The sequence below is a fragment of the Salinactinospora qingdaonensis genome, assembly GCF_039539445.1.
GTDB classification, from domain to species: domain Bacteria; phylum Actinomycetota; class Actinomycetes; order Streptosporangiales; family Streptosporangiaceae; genus Salinactinospora; species Salinactinospora qingdaonensis.
Window position 1 is genome coordinate 75,214 of record NZ_BAABDD010000015.1, and the last position, 16,427, is coordinate 91,640.

The 16,427-nt window shown below is 69.4% G+C and carries 12 protein-coding genes; 9 read left to right on the top strand and 3 right to left on the bottom strand.

Annotation, left to right across the window (positions count from 1 at the left end; all coding sequences use genetic code 11):
• Positions 1-13 precede the first annotated feature (13 nt).
• Positions 14-2,632: a bifunctional FO biosynthesis protein CofGH gene (locus tag ABD848_RS16075; RefSeq protein WP_344972689.1), complete on the top strand. Its 2,619-nt coding sequence runs from the start codon at positions 14-16 to the stop codon at positions 2,630-2,632.
• A 466-nt stretch (positions 2,633-3,098) separates the two neighbouring features.
• On the opposite strand, the gene ABD848_RS16080 is transcribed toward ABD848_RS16075, so the two are convergent.
• A complete protein-coding gene (locus ABD848_RS16080; protein WP_344972691.1) occupies positions 3,099-4,352 on the bottom strand; it encodes a coenzyme F420-0:L-glutamate ligase in 1,254 nt (417 codons plus the stop codon).
• Between the two features lie 73 nt (positions 4,353-4,425).
• Positions 4,426-5,388, bottom strand: coding sequence for a 2-phospho-L-lactate transferase (gene cofD / locus ABD848_RS16085; protein WP_344972693.1), 963 nt, complete (start codon positions 5,386-5,388; stop codon positions 4,426-4,428).
• A gap of 294 nt (positions 5,389-5,682) precedes the next feature.
• Here cofD and ABD848_RS16090 point away from each other — a divergent pair, with 294 nt between their 5' ends.
• From ABD848_RS16090 to ABD848_RS16105, 4 genes are all read left to right on the top strand, one after another.
• Positions 5,683-7,065, top strand: a complete 1,383-nt coding sequence (locus ABD848_RS16090; protein ID WP_344972695.1) for a mediator complex subunit 15 domain-containing protein — start codon at positions 5,683-5,685, stop codon at positions 7,063-7,065.
• 213 nt (positions 7,066-7,278) lie between these two features.
• Complete coding sequence (locus ABD848_RS16095) at positions 7,279-7,566, top strand: WhiB family transcriptional regulator (RefSeq protein ID WP_344972697.1); 288 nt, start codon at positions 7,279-7,281, stop codon at positions 7,564-7,566.
• Positions 7,567-7,792: 226 nt separating this feature from the next.
• Positions 7,793-11,065 (top strand): glycosyltransferase family 2 protein, encoded by a 3,273-nt coding sequence (locus ABD848_RS16100; protein WP_344972699.1) that lies wholly within the window; start codon positions 7,793-7,795, stop codon positions 11,063-11,065.
• Positions 11,062-12,510, top strand: coding sequence for a DUF5719 family protein (locus ABD848_RS16105; RefSeq protein WP_344972701.1), 1,449 nt, complete (start codon positions 11,062-11,064; stop codon positions 12,508-12,510). The genes ABD848_RS16100 and ABD848_RS16105 overlap by 4 nt, the downstream gene beginning before the upstream one ends.
• 31 nt (positions 12,511-12,541) lie before the next feature.
• On the opposite strand, the gene ABD848_RS16110 is transcribed toward ABD848_RS16105, so the two are convergent.
• The gene (locus ABD848_RS16110; protein WP_344972703.1) at positions 12,542-12,934 is read right to left on the bottom strand and encodes a DUF3499 domain-containing protein; all 393 of its coding nucleotides are present in this window, start codon (positions 12,932-12,934) and stop codon (positions 12,542-12,544) included.
• 120 nt (positions 12,935-13,054) lie between these two features.
• Here ABD848_RS16110 and ABD848_RS16115 point away from each other — a divergent pair, with 120 nt between their 5' ends.
• The 4 genes from ABD848_RS16115 to ABD848_RS16130 all read left to right on the top strand — a co-directional run bounded on the left by ABD848_RS16115 (position 13,055) and on the right by ABD848_RS16130 (position 16,422).
• A complete protein-coding gene (locus tag ABD848_RS16115) occupies positions 13,055-13,480 on the top strand; it encodes a metallopeptidase family protein (RefSeq protein ID WP_344972779.1) in 426 nt (141 codons plus the stop codon).
• Between the two features lie 105 nt (positions 13,481-13,585).
• Positions 13,586-14,950 (top strand): phosphomannomutase/phosphoglucomutase, encoded by a 1,365-nt coding sequence (locus ABD848_RS16120; RefSeq protein WP_344972705.1) that lies wholly within the window; start codon positions 13,586-13,588, stop codon positions 14,948-14,950.
• Between the two features lie 84 nt (positions 14,951-15,034).
• A complete protein-coding gene (locus tag ABD848_RS16125; protein WP_344972707.1) occupies positions 15,035-15,211 on the top strand; it encodes a Trm112 family protein in 177 nt (58 codons plus the stop codon).
• Between the two features lie 86 nt (positions 15,212-15,297).
• Complete coding sequence (locus ABD848_RS16130; protein ID WP_344972710.1) at positions 15,298-16,422, top strand: SIS domain-containing protein; 1,125 nt, start codon at positions 15,298-15,300, stop codon at positions 16,420-16,422.
• Positions 16,423-16,427 lie beyond the last annotated feature (5 nt).

The window sequence follows — 16,427 nt, forward strand, 5'->3', positions numbered from 1 at the left end:
GTATCGTGCCGGTATGAGTGGCTCCGAAGACGACCGCACCGATTCCGCCCCCACACCTGCCGCAGTGCGTCGTGCGCTCGCCCGAGCGCGCGACGGCAAAACCCTCGATCGGGATGAGGCCGAGACCCTGCTATACGCGCGCGGCGACGAGTTGGAGACCTTGCTCTCCCACGCCGCGCGGGTCCGCGACGCCGGCCTGGAAGCGGCGGGGCGGCCCGGGACCATCACCTACAGCCGCAAAGTCTTCATCCCCCTCACCCGGTTGTGCCGCGATCGATGTCACTACTGCACCTTCGCCACGACCCCCGGGCGGGTCGAAGCTCCCTACCTCTCGCCCGACGAGGTCGTGCGGATCGCGCGGGAGGGTGCGGCCATGGGATGTAAGGAAGCTCTCTTCACCCTTGGCGACCGCCCCGAGGACCGGTGGAGTCAGGCGCGACAGTGGCTCGACGAGCATGGCTACGATGACACGCTCTCGTACGTGCGGGCCATGGCGATCACGGTTCTCGAAGAGACCGGACTGCTGCCCCATCTCAACCCCGGCGTCATGAGCTGGTCGGATATGCAGCGGCTCAAGCCGGTCGCCCCCTCGATGGGCATGATGTTGGAGACCACCTCCCAGCGCCTGTACACCGAACGCGGTCAGGCCCATTACGGCAGCCCCGACAAGGACCCGGCCGTGCGGCTGCGCGTGCTCCGCGACGCCGGCCGCTGTAGTGTGCCGTTCACCACCGGCATCCTCATCGGCATCGGGGAGACCACCGCTGAGCGCGCCGATTCGATCTTCGCCATGCGCGGTGTCGCCCGCGAGTACGGCGGCATCCAAGAAGTCATCGTGCAGAACTTCCGCGCCAAACCCGACACGGCGATGATGCACCGCCCCGACGCCGAACTCGCCGAACTGGCGGCCACGATCGCCGTGACCCGCCTGGTGATGGGGCCGGGAGTGCGGGTACAGGCCCCTCCCAACCTCATCGGCGACGAGTACGCGCTCATGCTGCGCGCCGGCATCGACGACTGGGGCGGCGTGTCCCCGCTCACCCCAGACCACGTCAACCCCGAACGCCCCTGGCCCCACATCGAAGAGCTCGCTCGCCGCACCGCCGAGGCAGGGTTCGACCTGCGGGAACGTCTCACCGTCTACCCGGGCTATGTACGGCGGGGCGAACCGTGGCTGGACCCGCGCGTCATGGGCCACGTCACCGCCCTAGCCGAGCCCGAGACCGGGCTCGCCCGCGAGGACGCCGTTGTCTCTGGCCGACCGTGGCAGGAGCCTGAAGCCGGCATGACCGCCTCCGGCCGTACCGATCTGCACGTCGGCGTCGACACCGAGGGGCGCACCAGCGACCGGCGCGGCGATTTCGACGCCGTCTACGGCGATTGGGATCAGCTACGCGAGCGCGTGGCCTCCGCCGACTCCGGCGCTGTGCACCACTTCGACCCCCAGGTCCGGGAGGCGCTGCGCCGCGCTGAATCCGATCCCGCCGGCCTCACCGACGCCGAGGCGCTGGCCCTGCTGCACGCCGACGGCCCCGAACTGGAGGAGTTGGCGACACTGGCCGATGGCCTACGCCGCGACACCGTTGGTGACGACGTGACGTTCGTGGTCACCCGCAACATCAACTTCACCAACGTCTGCTACACGGGCTGCCGCTTCTGTGCGTTCGCGCAGCGCCGCACCGACGCCGACGCCTACACGCTCTCGCTGGACCAGGTGGCCGACCGGGCCGCCGAAGCCTGGCAAGCGGGGGCGACCGAAGTGTGCATGCAGGGCGGAATCCACCCCGACCTGCCCGGAACCGCCTACTTCGACATCGCCCGCGCCGTTCGGGAGCGCGTGCCCGAGATGCATATCCATGCGTTCAGCCCCATGGAGATCGTCAACGGCGCGGCCCGCACCAACCTGCCGGTGCGCGAATGGCTCACGCGGGCGCGCGAGGCCGGCCTGGGGTCCGTTCCCGGCACCGCCGCCGAGATCCTCGACGACGACGTGCGCTGGGTGTTGACCAAAGGTAAGCTACCGGCCTCGGAGTGGGTCGACGTCATCACCACGGCCCACGATCTCGGGATCGCGACGACGTCGACGATGATGTACGGCCACGTCGACACCCCGCAGCACTGGGTCGCCCACATCAAACTGATCCGTTCGCTCCAGGAACGGGCGTTGAACGCCAACGGCCGCCCCGGCTTTACCGAGTTCGTGCTGCTGCCCTTCGTCCACACCAACGCGCCGATCTACCTCGCCGGCCTGGCGCGCACCGGTCCCACCCAACGGGAGAACCGGGCGGTGCACGCACTGGCCCGGCTGCTGCTGCACGGCACGATCGACAACATCCAGTGCTCTTGGGTTAAGCAGTCCGACGAGCCGTGCCGACAGTTGCTCAACGGTGGGGTCAACGACATCGGTGGCACCCTCATGGAAGAGACCATCAGCAGGATGGCCGGTTCCGACAACGGCTCGTTCAAGACCATCAGCGACATCCGCGCCCTCGTGGAACCCCTGGGACGGCCGGTGCGCCAGCGCACCACCCTCTACGGGGAGGTGCCCGCAGACCGGCGCGAGGCGGCGGCACTCAGCGACGGCGTCGCCGAGAGCGTGCGCCGGCCGCGGTTGCCGGTGGCCCAGGCATAACCGCAGCGCTGCGGATGGCGGAACGCCCCGGGTGAAGGCAGGTGCGTCGTGGGTGGGGCAGGGCGGGCGACCGCGCCCCGTCCGGCCCGCGACGCCGGTCCGGCCGTAACCGCAAGCGAATATGTGTGCACGATTTGTAATCGAGTGGAGTATGAGCTTTGAGCACATCACGAGCAGCGTGCCCGGGGATATCGCGGCCAAGGCCCGACGCGCCGCCGAGTTCGGGCGGGTGCAGGTTGTCGGATGACGTTGTGCGTCTGGCACAACAAGAACCCGACTGGGCGGCGGCTGGTGGCGAGGGGAGCGGCTGGGTTGTTGTTTTTGGGAAAGGGCGGCGAGAGTGGGCGGTGGGCGCACGCTGGTGAGCGCCCCCGCGGCTGTCGAGAGCGCGAAGCGATCGAGGCACGAGCGAACGGCGCCCCCTCACCTCTCGGCGCGTGCCGGCGTGGGAAGAGGGCGACACCTCTCACCTGGTCTCGACGAACCCCTCCGGGCTTTGCGGGGGGTACTCCGCGAGGTGACCCTCACGACGGTCGGCGGGGTGGCCCACGGCCACGGCACCGAGGGGCTGCCAGTGCCCGGCCAGCCGCAGCGCCGTCCGCACGGACGCGGGGCGCCACGGCGGCGCCGGCAACCACGCCGAGCCCAGCCCCTCAACCGTCAGCGCCAGCAGCAGGTTCTGCACCGCCGCCCCCAGCGACAGCAGCGCAGCCGGGTCGGGTTCCTCGGAGCTGCCGGAGCGCGCCCCCGCGGCCAGGCAGACGACGACGATCGAGGGCGCGCCCGCCAAGGTGTCGCGGTCGGCGCGTTCGGCGGCGTCTCCCGCGCCGGTCGCCTCCGCTGGGAGAGACAGTTCGTCGAGGAGGTGCTGACGTGCCGCCGCCGATTCCACCACCACGAACCGCCACGGGGGCGGGCCATGGGGAGTGGGCGCGGTCAGCGTGGCGGCGATCGCCTGCCGCAGCACGGCCGGATCGACCGGGGCGGCGGTGAACTCCTCGGTTGTGCGCCAGGCGGTGACGACGTCGCGGGAGCCGTAACGGAACAGGTCGGCGTCGGCGGAGCGGATCAGCGCAGCCGCCCCCGTCCCGTCCTCGCCGGTGACCCGGTGTTCTAGCCCGCGCACCACCGCCGCCGGAACACCACTGGCCTTGCCTTTGACCAGTTCGCCCGCTGCCGCGATCTCGTCGGCGATCGCGCTGAGCGTTACCTCCATGACGTTGCCATGGGTGTCGGTGTGCCCGCGCAGGTCCTCCAGCGCGTCGAGGCCGGCCACCCCGATGGCGATGTCGGTCTGACCTACCCGCCAGGGGCGGCCGAACGTGTCGGTGATGACCACCCCCACGTCGACGCCCGCCTGTTCGCGCAGCCCGTGGCGGAGGCGGCGCGCGGAGGCGTCGGGGTCTTCGGGGAGGAGCAGTACGTGGCCGGCTTCGACGTTGGAGGCGTCGACCCCGGCGGCTGCCATGACCATCCCGTGCCGGTTCTGCACGATGCGGGTGGTGCCACGTTGGGCCACCACGCGCACCGTCTCGGCGTCGATCGCTGCCTCGCGCGTCATGCGCCGCGTTCGCCCTTCGGCCTTGCTGACGACTTTCGAGGACACGACGATGATGTCGCCGGCACGCGGGCGCGCGGCCCGCGCGAGCAGCCCGGCGAGATCGTCACCGGCCTGTACCTCCCCGATGCCGGTCACGCCGTGGATTCGGATTTCGTTCACGCTGTCCCCCGTGGGTCTCCCGCCCCGACCCCGACCGCGCGCTCCCGGAACCGGTGTGGTGACTGGCGGTGACTCAGTCTCGAAGTTCTTGGGCGAGTTCGATCGCGGCCGCGGCGATGGCCGAGGTTGATTCGGGGTCGTGCATGTACAGCGGGAGCGAGCGCACCTCGATCCCCTCGACCTGCACGTCGGAGTCGGCCACGTCGACCAGCCAGCCGTCGAGGAGTTCCGGGCCGTAGTGCGCGGCCACCGCGGCGGCACTAGTCTCCACGCCGATCGCGCTCAGGCAGGCGTCGGCCATGCCCCGCACCGGTGCCCCGCTGATGATGGGGGAGACCCCCACCACCGTGGTCTGCGCCATAGCTTCCCGGATGCCGGGCACGGCCAAGATGGTGCCGATACTCACGACCGGGTTCGACGGTGGCAGCAGTACGAAGTCGGCCGCGGCGATGGCCTCCAGGACCCCCGGGGCCGGTTTGGCGCTCTCGGCTCCCACTTCGACGAACTCTTGCGCCGGTAGCGCGGCGCGGTGGCGCACCCACCACTCTTGGAAGTGGATCGCGCGGCGTCCTGCGTCGTCGTCGACGACCACATGGGTCTCCACCCGATCGTCGGTCATGGGTAGTAGCCGCACGCCGGGCTGCCATCGGTCGCATAGCGCTTCGGTGACAGCCGATAGCGGGTAACCCGCCGCCATCATCTGTGCCCGCACGATGTGAGTGGCGATGTCGCGGTCGCCCAGTCCGAACCAATCGGGCAGTACCCCGTAGGACACCAGCTCTTCGCGTACGGTGAAGGACTCGCGTGCTCGGCCCCACCCTTGGGCCTCGTTGATCCCGCCGCCAAGGGTGTACATCACCGTGTCCAAATCCGGACACACCCGGAGTCCGGCCAGAGTGATGTCGTCACCGGTGTTGCCGATGACCGTGATCGTATCGCCGGCGTCGGCCTCCGCTGCCTCGGCTCCTAGTGCCGTCTTGAGCCCCCGCAAGAAACGGGCTCCTCCGATGCCGCCGGCTGGTACCACTATCCGCATAGCTTCAAGTCTGGCAGGCTGGTAGCGTGCACGCGCCGTGCGCCGCTATAGCTTGGGCGCAGGCATCCGTAGCGGGGCTGCGGGCCTCCCCCGCGCCATTGCAGGCAGCTGTGAAAAGCCGGATCGGCCCGGCCACCTCTTCTCCCCACCCGCATCGCCGGCGCTGCGGAGGATGTCGGCGACTTCGGATGTGGCCTTCGCTTATGCCTCCCGTTCTTGCCGATTCACTTGACATCGTGACGATATGCAAAGCTTCCACCGACGCGATAGCGATGCAGCGGAGGGAAACCTCTCTTGAATAGTGAAACCATCCAAAGGCTGCGGGAGCCTGCCGCATGGGTGCTACTCGGCGCCGTGCTACTGCGGATGCTCGCCGGCCTGATTTCGACGTTTGCCAGCGGGGCGGCCGGTGCCGGCGGTGCTCCGGTGGCGACCAATATGCTTGCCCAGCGCGAGGCGTTCTTTGGTCCGGTCAATATCGGGATGATTGTCTGCGCCGTGCTTCTGGTGGCTACCTCCCAGCAGAAGTCGCCGCGTACGCACCCGATCGTGCTGACCGCTCTGGTCGTCACCGGTGTCGCCGGCCTGCTCGGGGGCATCGTGCTGATTATGGGCTTTATCGCCACCGGCCCCTACAACGCCGCACTGGGGTTCAGTAACTTCTTCACCACGGTTGCCTACCTGGCGATGGGGGCTGTCGGGGCGCTCTTTGAACTGCGGATCTTCAACAACCACGAGCTTGTGCCGCGCGCTCCCGCCCGCGCGCCGGCCATGGGCTATCCCCAGACGGGTGCTCAGCCGGGCTTCGCCGGTACCGGTGCCCAGCAGTCCTTTGCTCCCCAGCCCGACCCGAACCAGACCGGGCAGGGTTACGTCGCCCACGCGCCGGGCGCTTACCCCTCCCCCCAGGATGAGTGGGCCGCGCACCACGGCCAGTACCCGCAGCAGGAGTGGGGCGCCCAGCCCTACGGTGGGGCGGTACCGGGCTATGGCCCCGGCTATGCCCAAACGGGGGGCCAGCAGCCCTACTATCCGCAGTACGATCCCGGTGCCTATGCCGGTGGCCCCTATGAGGCCCAACAGCCCTCTCCCGACCAGCAGGCCTACGCGCAGTCGCTGGGCCAGCAGCCTCAGGAATGGCAGCCCGGCCAGCCCGACTTCTACGGCCAATACCCACAGCAGGGCTATGCCCAGGCAGGTGGGCATCCCCCCTACGGGCAGGAGTGGGGGCAGGCGGCTCAGGTCGATCAGCCGCCCTACGCCGGCCAGCCCAGCTACAGCGACAGCGGCGGCCAGCCTCCCGGCTACGACCCCTACGCCGCGCAACAGCAGCCGATGGCCTACGGCACCGGCGGCCAGTCGGGTTTCGGTTCCGGCGAAGGGTTCCCTCCCAGTGACCAAGCGGCCCAGCAAGCCATCCAGTACGGGTGGTACCAGCAGCCCGTGGACAACGTCGCCCCAGAGCCCCAGCCCCAAGAGCAGCGCCGTGATACGCCACTGGAGCAGTTCTTCCAAAAAGACGAGCGCGGCAGTGGCGCTGCCGAGGCGACGCCCCGCCATGACCCGGGGTATCCCGGCGCCTACGGGGATAACCATCCGGTCGACCAGCAGCGGCATGCCGGCACCGATTCCGATGAGCAGCACTTGGGCTGGTACCGCGACGACGACCGTCGCTGAACAGCCCGCCCTCCGCGTTGGAAATTAGCGTGGTAATCCTTTGCCGCACCGCGTGCGAACAGCGAGTTGTTGTTCGTTACGTGATATTCAAGGGATTACCACGCCGCGTGCTTGACGTATAGCAAGACGCGCGCGTGTAATTTCTACAGTGTGATTCCACCCTCCCGGGGGTCGAATGGGAGGGAACATCGAGGGGGGCAATAGGAGGTGCGCATGAGCGAGGTTATCCCGCTGGCGCACGGCGCGGATGAAGATCTGGGCTGGCAGGAACGCGCCTTGTGCGCGCAGACCGACCCCGAGGCGTTCTTCCCCGAGAAGGGCGGCTCGACGCGAGAAGCGAAGAAGGTCTGCCAGTCGTGCGAGGTACGTGCGGAGTGCCTGGAATATGCACTGGAGCACGATGAGCGCTTCGGTATCTGGGGGGGTCTCTCCGAACGTGAGCGGCGCCGGCTGAAGAAAGCCTCCGGACAGGATTTCGATTTCCTTTCCGACATGCTCTAGCCAACCGCGCTGCTTGTGTGCCCTGGGTTTCCACTCAGGGCACACTCTTTTTATGTTGACTTTACCCGGATAATGGTAGAGCCGTCGCTGGGCCTTGGTGGAGTTGAGGCCAGCCCTTGCGGTCCCCCTTGTGCCCGTGAGTGGCGTATCGTGATCTGCCATCGGCGCCGGACCTGTCGTCCCAGCGCCGTTACCCCGATCTGCAACCCGAGAGTCGACACTCGCCGTGCCATCCCTGGACCCCGCTCGCCACATCGTTACGGCCGTCGTGGTCACGCATGACGGCGCTCGCTGGCTGCCCGAAACCCTGGAAGCCATTCGAGGCCAATCGCGGCCGGTACAGCGCGTGGTGGGCGTCGACACCACAAGCCGTGACCGCAGCGGGGCGATCCTCGCCGAGTACCTCGCTCCCGACGCGATCCTTACCCCGCCGCGCGACACCGGGTTCGGTGACGCGGTTCGCGCAGCGCTCGACCATCCCCGCGCCAACACCAGCTTCCCCGGCGCCGCAGAGGCCACCGAGTGGGTCTGGCTGCTCCACGACGACTGCACGCCCGACCCGGAGGCGCTGCGCCACCTGCTGACCGCCGCCGACGAAGATCCGCGGGCGGCCGTGCTAGGGCCGAAGCTGCGCGACTGGTTCGACCGCCGCCTGCTGGTAGAGGCCGGTGTCACCATCGACGGAGCGGGGCGGCGCGAGACCGGGCTGGAGCCGCGCGAGTTCGACCAAGGACAACACGACGGCACCCGCCAAGTGTTGGCCGTCTCCAGCGCCGGGATGCTCGTGCGTCGCGACGTCTGGGATGCCCTGGAAGGGTTCGACCCCCGGCTGCCGCTATTCCGCGACGACATCGACTTTTGTTGGCGCGTCGGCGGTGCCGGCCACCGCGTTCTCCTCGTCGCCGACGCGGTGGCTTACCACGCCGAAGCCGCTTCGCGCAGACGTCGCCGCATCAGCGCCACCAGCGACCACCCCCGCAGAGTCGACCGGCGCCATGCGATGTTCGTGCTGCTGGCCAACCTCCCCGCCGGCGCGATGGCCGTGGCACTGGTGCGCAACTCCTTCGCCTCGCTGCTGCGCATTTTCATGTACCTGCTGCTCAAGCAGCCGGCCAATGCTTTGGACGAGGCCATCGCGATCACCCTCGTCTACCTGATGCCGGTGCGGCTGATCACCGCGCGGTTCCGGCGCCGGCGCGACCGCCGCCGCACCTACAGCGCCATCCAGCCCTATCTGGCGCGCGGTGTGGCGTTGCGCCAGTTCATGGACATGGTGGGCAACCTGTTGGGGGGTGCGCCCTCGCCCGACAGCCCTGGCCGCCACCAAGCCGTGACCGTAGCTCCGCAGGCCGAGGAGGACGATCCCCTCCGCGATGACCACGGCCTCCTGCGCCGAGCGATCACCCACCCCGGTGTGCTGCTCGTGGTCAGCCTCGCCGTGGTCACGCTCGTGGCCGAACGTTCCCTGCTGTTGGGCGACCGGCTCGCCGGAGGCGCGCTCTTGCCCGTGTGGGGAAGCGCCAGTGATCTGTGGTCGATCTACCTCGCCAGTTGGCACGACGTCGGGGTCGGCTCGTCGGCGATCGCCCCGCCCTATATCGGGGTGTTGGCGATCCTGGCGACGCTATTGCTGGGCAAACCGTGGCTGGCCGTCACCATTTTGCTTTTGGGGTGTGTCCCGCTGGCCGGGTTCACCGCCTACCTGCTCGCCCGGCGCGTCCTGCGCCACTGGCCGGCTCAGGTGTGGATGGCCGCCTCCTACGCGCTGCTCCCGGTGGCCACCGGCGCCGTGGCCCAAGGCCGTATCGGCACGGCGCTGGTCCATGCGCTCTTTCCGGTGTTGGGCATCCTCTTGACCCGGGTGCTGACCCTGCCGCCGCGCCTGTCGCGCCGCTCGGCGTGGGCATTGGCGTTGTTACTGGCGCTGGCCACGGCGTTCGTTCCGCTGGTGTGGCTGCTGGCGTTGCTCACCGGGCTGCTGGTCGCCGTGGCGTTCGGGCATATGGGGCGCAGGCTTCAGGTGAGCCTGGGGATCGCGCTCGTCGTGCCGCTGCTGTTGCTGATGCCGTGGACCCTCGACCTGCTGCTGCACCCGTCGCTGTGGCTGCTGGAAGCGGGCCTGTACCAGCCCGACCTGGCCGATCCGCGGTTGGCCCCCGAGGCGTTGCTGCTGCTGTCTCCCGGCGGCCCAGGGGTGCCCCCGCTGTGGGTGACGGCCGGCTTCCTCGCAGCGGCCCTGTGCGCGCTGCTGCTGCGCCGGCGCCGGATGCTGGTGGCGGTGGGCTGGAGTATGGCGCTGTTCGGGATTCTCGTGGCGATCGTGCTCAGCCGGGTCGCCGTGGAGCCGATCCAGGGCGGGCCCGCCGCTCCCGCCTGGCCGGGGGTCGCGCTGGCCTTCGCCGCGACCGCGATGCTGCTGTCGGCGGCCACCGCCGCCGACTCCTTCGACGTCATGCTGCGCATGGGCGGACTGCGCCGCGGCTTCGCGTTCTGTGTGGCCCTGTTGGCGCTGACCACCCCGGTGGCGTCGGCCGGGGTGTGGATGTGGCACGGAGTGGAGGGGCCGCTGTCGGGCAACGCGCGGCCCGCCATGCCGCCGTTCCTGGAATCGCTGAGCGCTGACGGCACCCACCCGCGGACCCTGCTCATCTCGCCGGAGGAGGATGGTCCTATCAGCTACAGCGTGCTGCGTGGCCGCCCGCCGCGGTTGGGGGAAGCGCAGATTCCGCCGCAGGAGGCCGCCAGCGACCAACTCAACGCCGTCGTGGCCGCCCTCGTCGGCGGACGAGGCGGCGAAGAGGCCCAAGCGTTGGCCGAGTTCGGTATCCGCTACGTGGTGCTGCCGGCTCCCACCGTGGGCGACGGCGTGGATGTCACGCTCGTCGACACGCTGGATGCCACGCCCGGCTTGGAGCGGCTCCAACTCACCACCGACTTCGCCCTGTGGCGCTCGGTCTACGACACGGGACGGCTGCGCATCGTGGGGGAGTCGTCCGACGATCCGGTAGTGGTGCTCCAGAGTGGGTCGGTTGGTGCCGGGGTCGACGTCCCCTCCGGGCAGCAGCCCCGCACGCTGGTGCTGGCCGAGCCCGCCGACGAGGGGTGGCGCGCCACGCTCGACGGCACCGAACTCGCGGCCTCTTCGACCGAATACGGCATGCAAGCCTTCGAGTTGCCGGAGCGGGGCGGGCAGGTCGAGATCACCCGGGTCGGGGTGGCGCGTCAGGTGTGGCTGGGAGTCCAGGCTGTGCTGTTCCTCCTCACCCTGGTGCTCGCGCTGCCGGGGGTGCGCACCGAGGAGGAGTTGCGTCGCCAGGCCGAGCAGCCCAGCCCCCGCCCGCGGCGCCCCCGCGGCAGTACGGGCACGCGCCGTGCGGCGCGGCGCGGCCACCGGGGCACGCGCGCTCGGGCGGGCGGGCGCTCCTCGGCGGGGTCAGGCACGCCGGATGAGTCCAATCGGCACGGTCAGGCCAGTCGGGAAGGAGCACCGTCGGCGTGAGACTCATCGTTGAGAACCGGTTCGCACTGTTGCTGCTGGTCGTGATCGCCCTGGCCGCGCTGTTCGGCGTTGCCACGGTGACGCGCCCGCCGGCCGATGCCACCTCCTCCGGCGCCGACCCCGTGGTCACCAGCGTGGAGTCGGCCGTGCGCGTGTGCCCGCCGATGCAGGGTGAGCAGCGCGCCTCCCGCCTGAGTGCCATGGCACCCGGCCGCGACGAGGAGGGGGGAACGCTGCTCGTCGGCCCCAACGAGACTGACGCCACTGCGCTCGACGAAACCCGGAGCGTGGGCCAACCTTGGGGGGTGGCGGTCACCGATATCGAACGCCACACCGTAGTCAAGGCCACCGGTGCCATGGCCGCGGGGCTGGAGGTCACCCAGACCACGATCGACACCCAAGAGGCCGACCGGCCCGCGATGACGGAGCTTCGATGCGGCGAGCCGTCGCTGAGCACCTGGTTCGTGGCTCCCGGGGGCGAGTTGCTCGACGAGCTGCGGGTGTTTCTCGCCAACGTCGACGACACCTCGGCCACCGCCAACATCGATCTCTACGCCACTGACGGCCCCGCCTTCTCCGAGGCCACGCGCGGCATCTCCGTGCCGGCTCACGGCGAGGAAAAGGTGGATCTGACCGGTCTCGTCGGCTCCACCGACGTGGTGGCGGTGCACGTTCGCACCAACTCCGGGCGCGTCGCCTCCTCGGTACTCACCGATGGCCCCGGAGCGGCGATGGACTGGGCACCCCCCACGGCCGCCCCAGCGACGCGCCATGTCATCCCCGGGGTTCCCCCGGGAAACGGCCCCCGCACGCTCATCGTCGCTGCGCCGGGCGACTCCGCCGCGGCGATCTCGGTGCGCGTCCTCACTCCCGAGGGCGAGGTCGAGAACGAGACCTTGGAAGGGTTCAGCGTCCCCCCGGCCGCCGCGGCGTCGCTGGATCTCGAAGGGCCGCTGGGTAAGCAGCCGGGCACCGTGGTGGTCGAGTCGCAGCAGCCGATCCTCGCCGGCGTGGCGATGCGCCGCGGCGACGATGACCCCGACATGGCCTACGCGACGGCGGTTGACCCGTTGGACGGCCGGCTCAACGGGCGCGCTACGGTTCCCGCCGCGCCGGAGGGCACGACGACGTCACTGGTGTTCGGCGCGGTCGGCGAGTCGGCCACCGTGCGCGTCACTCCCGTCTCGTCCGAAGGTGAGCAGGGCGATACCGAGGAGGTCACTGTCGAACCCGATCACACGGTCATGCCGGAGCTGTCCGTCACCGAGGGCGGCAACGGTTGGATCGTGGATCTCGCGGAAGCCTCAGGGCCGGTGTACGCCGCCCGCCAGGTGCGGCGCGAGTCGGGCGAGGAACACGCCACCTCGATGCAGTCGTTGCGCCCGGCGCCGATGCGCCTCACGCTGCCGTCGGTGTGGAACACCCTGTCCAGCACGGTGCCGTGAGTGAGGGGCGTGGCGAGGGCGGCGGCGCGGTTCAGGTGTCGCGGCGCGGGGGCCTCGGTGACTCTTCGCGCTGTTCGGGGTCGGATTTGACCACGCGCAGGTGAGCGCGCCGGTTGGTCTCCACCCCCTGCCCGACGGGGCCGGGGTTCGCGGGCGGGCGAGCTGCCTCGCGAACGGCGTTGGCCAGGGCCTCCAGGTCGTCACTGCCGGGCCCGCCCGTGTTGTCGGCGGGGAGCCGTACCACCTCCCAGCCACGGGGGGCGGTGAGGCGATCGGCGTGCATCGCGCACAGGTCGTAGCAGTGTGGCTCCACGTAGGCGGCCAGTGGTCCGACCACGGCCGTGGAGTCGGCGTAGACATAAGTAAGCGTGAAGACTGCTGGCTGCCGGCACGCGGTACGCGAGCAGCGACGTACGACGCTCACAGGCACAGACGCTATCCGGTTCGGGGGCCACGCGCCAGCATGGGGGGCTTCGTGTCCATCACGCCGGCGTCGGGGCTGCGCGAGGAGGCGTCGATGACTTAGTCTCGAAGTGTGCGACGAATGCACCTTCACCGGTCTCAAGCCGACCGAGTGCGACGTAGGGACCGCCGCGGGCGGGGTATCCGCGGACCCCTGACGCCGCCGGAGCTGCCTGTTTCGCGGACCCGAGCCCAAGTCTTCGATGATCTGGTCCTCGACGCCGTCGAGCGCCTAGAACGGTTGTGGGCGCGCGAGCTCGCCGCCGTCGAGTTCTTGGTCGAGGATGTCCCTCTTGTGCCGAGAGGTGTCGGGGCCGAAGACGGCATTCCGTTCTCCCGGTTGGAGACCTCACCTTCGGGCCAGGCGCGCATCATCGTCTACCGGCGGCCGGTCGAGATCCGCACCACAGATCCCGAGGAGATGGCCTTACTGGTCTATGACACGGTCGTCGAGGAAGTCGCCAACCTGCTCGGTCTGGAGCCGGAGACCATCGATCCCGAGGCGTGAACGCGACAGTCTGCGCTGTGGCGGCGGTTGTGTAGGTTGGGAACGCGCGGTCTGCCGCGGGGCCGTGCGACCTGGAGACCACACATCAACCCGTCCGGAGTAGCAGTGGATGACCTCGGTCAGATCTTCAAGGCTTACGACATCCGTGGTGTGATTCCAGACACACTTAACGCTGATATCGCCCGTTCGATAGGGGCGGCCTTCGCGCGGGTGATCGACGGCTCCGCAGTCGTCGTCGCCCACGACATGCGCCCCTCGTCCCCGGAGTTGGCTACGGCTTTCGCCGCGGGGGTCACCAGTCAGGGAGTGGACGTCACTCTGGCCGGACTGGGCTCCACCGACTTGCTTTACTTCGCTTCCGGCTACCTCGGGCTCCCGGGCGCCATGTTCACGGCCAGCCACAACCCAGCCCAGTACAACGGCATCAAGATGTGCCGGGCCGGGGCCGCCCCGATCGGCTCCGACAGCGGCCTAGCCGAGATCCAGCGCCTGGCCGAGCAGGGGGTGCCCGCTTACGACGGCCCGCAGGGCTCGACTGTCGAGCGCGACCTGCTGTCCGCGTACGCGGCCCACCTGCGTTCTCTGGTCGACCTCTCCGGCTGCCGCCACCTCAAGGTCGTCGTCGACGCCGGTAACGGCATGGGCGGCTACACCGTGCCCGCCGTGCTCGGTGACACGCTGCTCGATCCCCTGCCGTTGGAGATCGTGCCCATGTACTTCGAGCTCGACGGCACCTTCCCCAACCACCCCGCCAACCCCATGGACGCGGCCAACATCGTCGACCTACAGGCTAAGGTCAGAGAGACCGGAGCCGACATCGGGCTGGCCTTCGACGGCGACGCCGACCGCTGCTTCGTCGTCGACGAGCGCGGCGACCCGGTCGCGCCCTCGGCGGTCACCGCCCTGGTTTCGGTGCAGGAACTCGCCAGGGAACCGGGCGCGACGATCATCCACAACCTCATCACTTCCAACGCGGTGCCCGAGATCGTCCGTGAGCACGGCGGCACCCCGGTGCGTACCCGGGTGGGCCACTCCTTCATCAAGGCCACCATGGCCGAGACGGGAGCCATCTTCGGCGGTGAGCACTCGGCTCACTACTACTTCCGGGACTTCTGGCGCGCCGATACGGGCATGCTCGCGGCCATGCACGTGCTGCGGGTGCTCGGCTCTCAAGATCGGTCGCTTTCAGAGATCACCGCTGAGTACGCGCGCTACGCCGCCTCCGGGGAGATCAACTCCGAGGTGGCGGACCAGGCGGAGCGATCCGCCGCTGTCGAGCGCGCCTACGCCGGCCAGGAGGGGGTCACCGTCGACCATCTCGACGGGCTCACGGTGGCTTTCGCCGACGGTTCCTGGTTCAACCTGCGCGCCTCCAACACCGAGCCGTTGCTGCGGCTCAACGTCGAAGGGCCCGATCAGGCGACCATGGCCAAGCTGCGCGACGAGGTGCTAGCCATCATCAGGGCCTGACCCCTCGCCGCGTCCGTTCCCAGCCCCCGCCCGCTCTGGTCAACCAGTGGCGCGACATCGGCCGATCAGGAGAAACTGAGAGTTATGACGACGAAAATCGACGATTGGCTGCTGGAAATCCTGGCCTGTCCCGAAAGTAAGGCGCCGCTGCGCCTCGACTCCGAGGCGGGCGAGTTGGTCTGTGACGAGAGCGGGCTGGCCTACCCCATCCGCGACGGTATCCCCGTCCTGCTGGTCGACGAGGCACGAAAGATCAACTAGGGCCGGTGTCACGGGCCGCCCCTCGCGAGCGGCGCAGTCGATTCACCGATAGGCCCTAAGAACACCGGTTTCCACTGGAGGTAGCTGTGTCGCTCGTGTTTGAGGAACACCGTCTCGACGATGTCGCCGCGCGTCCCGAGCTCGATCCGGGCGCGCTGCTGCGTCGGACCGCCTCGGTGGCGGCGCGGGCGCGTTCGGCGCGTTCGGTCGCGCTGGAGGCCGGTTTGGCCACATTGGCAGAGCAGGGCCGTCCCCGCGCCGTCGTGGTCGTGGGAACCGGGGAAGCCGCGCTGGCCGGGGAGCTGCTCGCCGCTGTGTGTGCGGGCAGCTCCCCGGTTCCGGTGAGCGTGGTCTCGGGCAGTCATCTGCCTGGGTGGGTCGGCGCCAACGACCTCGTGATGGCCGCTGCGGCCCTTCCCGGGCGCGAAGCCGACGACATCGCACAACTCGCTATGGAGGCCGTGCGGCGAGGCTGCCGGTTCTTCGCGGTGGGGTCGTCCGACGGCCCGCTGGCGGCGGTGGCTGAGCAAGCGCGCGCGCCCTATGCCGCGGTCACCGCCGAGCCCGGCGCCGCGCTATGGCCGATCGCCATTCCCCTGCTCACCGCCGCTACCGAGGTCGGGGTGGCCGCGCTGCCCACCGACGTCTACGAGGCCGCGGCGGCCAAGCTGGAAGAGGCGGCCTGGATCAACGGCCCTTCCGTCGAAACCTTCGAGAACCCGGCCAAGACGCTCGCCTACGATCTTGCCGGCACGTTGCCGGTGGTGTGGGGCGCCGGCCCCGTCGCCGGGTTCGCCGCACGGTGGTTCGTGGCCAAGCTCGCCGCCAATGCCGGCTATCCGGCCGCGGCCGGCGAGTTTCCCGGGGCGGGCGCCGAACAGCTCACCCTGCTGCGGGGGCCGTTCGGCGGCACAGGACCGCGCAGTATCTTCGACGATCCGATCGAGGACGACGTCACGCGGTTGCGCGCGGTCCTGCTGAGCGACACCGCCGATCCTCATGGGGCTGAGGGGTCAGTGGCCGAGCGGGAGATGGCCGCAGCAGTCGAGTTGGCTCGCGCCCGAGGTGTGGCGATTAGTGAACTCGGAACCGAAACCGGACGTGTGGTGGAACGAATGGCCGGTTTGCTCGCTCTAACCGAATACGTCACTGTTTACCTTGCTGTGGCTTATGGCCTAGACCCGTCAACGAATACTCTGGTCGCCGGATAGAGCTA

What these genes read in the sequence shown, in the direction of transcription:
- ABD848_RS16075 (WP_344972689.1), top strand. Translation starts at nt 14, where the DNA reads ATGAGTGGCTCCGAAGACGACCGCACCGATTCCGCCCCCACACCTGCC.
- cofD (WP_344972693.1), bottom strand. Translation starts at nt 5,388, where the DNA reads ATGCGGATAGTGGTACCAGCCGGCGGCATCGGAGGAGCCCGTTTCTTG.
- ABD848_RS16095 (WP_344972697.1), top strand. Translation starts at nt 7,279, where the DNA reads ATGAGCGAGGTTATCCCGCTGGCGCACGGCGCGGATGAAGATCTGGGC.
- ABD848_RS16115 (WP_344972779.1), top strand. Translation starts at nt 13,055, where the DNA reads ATGCACCTTCACCGGTCTCAAGCCGACCGAGTGCGACGTAGGGACCGC.
- ABD848_RS16125 (WP_344972707.1), top strand. Translation starts at nt 15,035, where the DNA reads ATGACGACGAAAATCGACGATTGGCTGCTGGAAATCCTGGCCTGTCCC.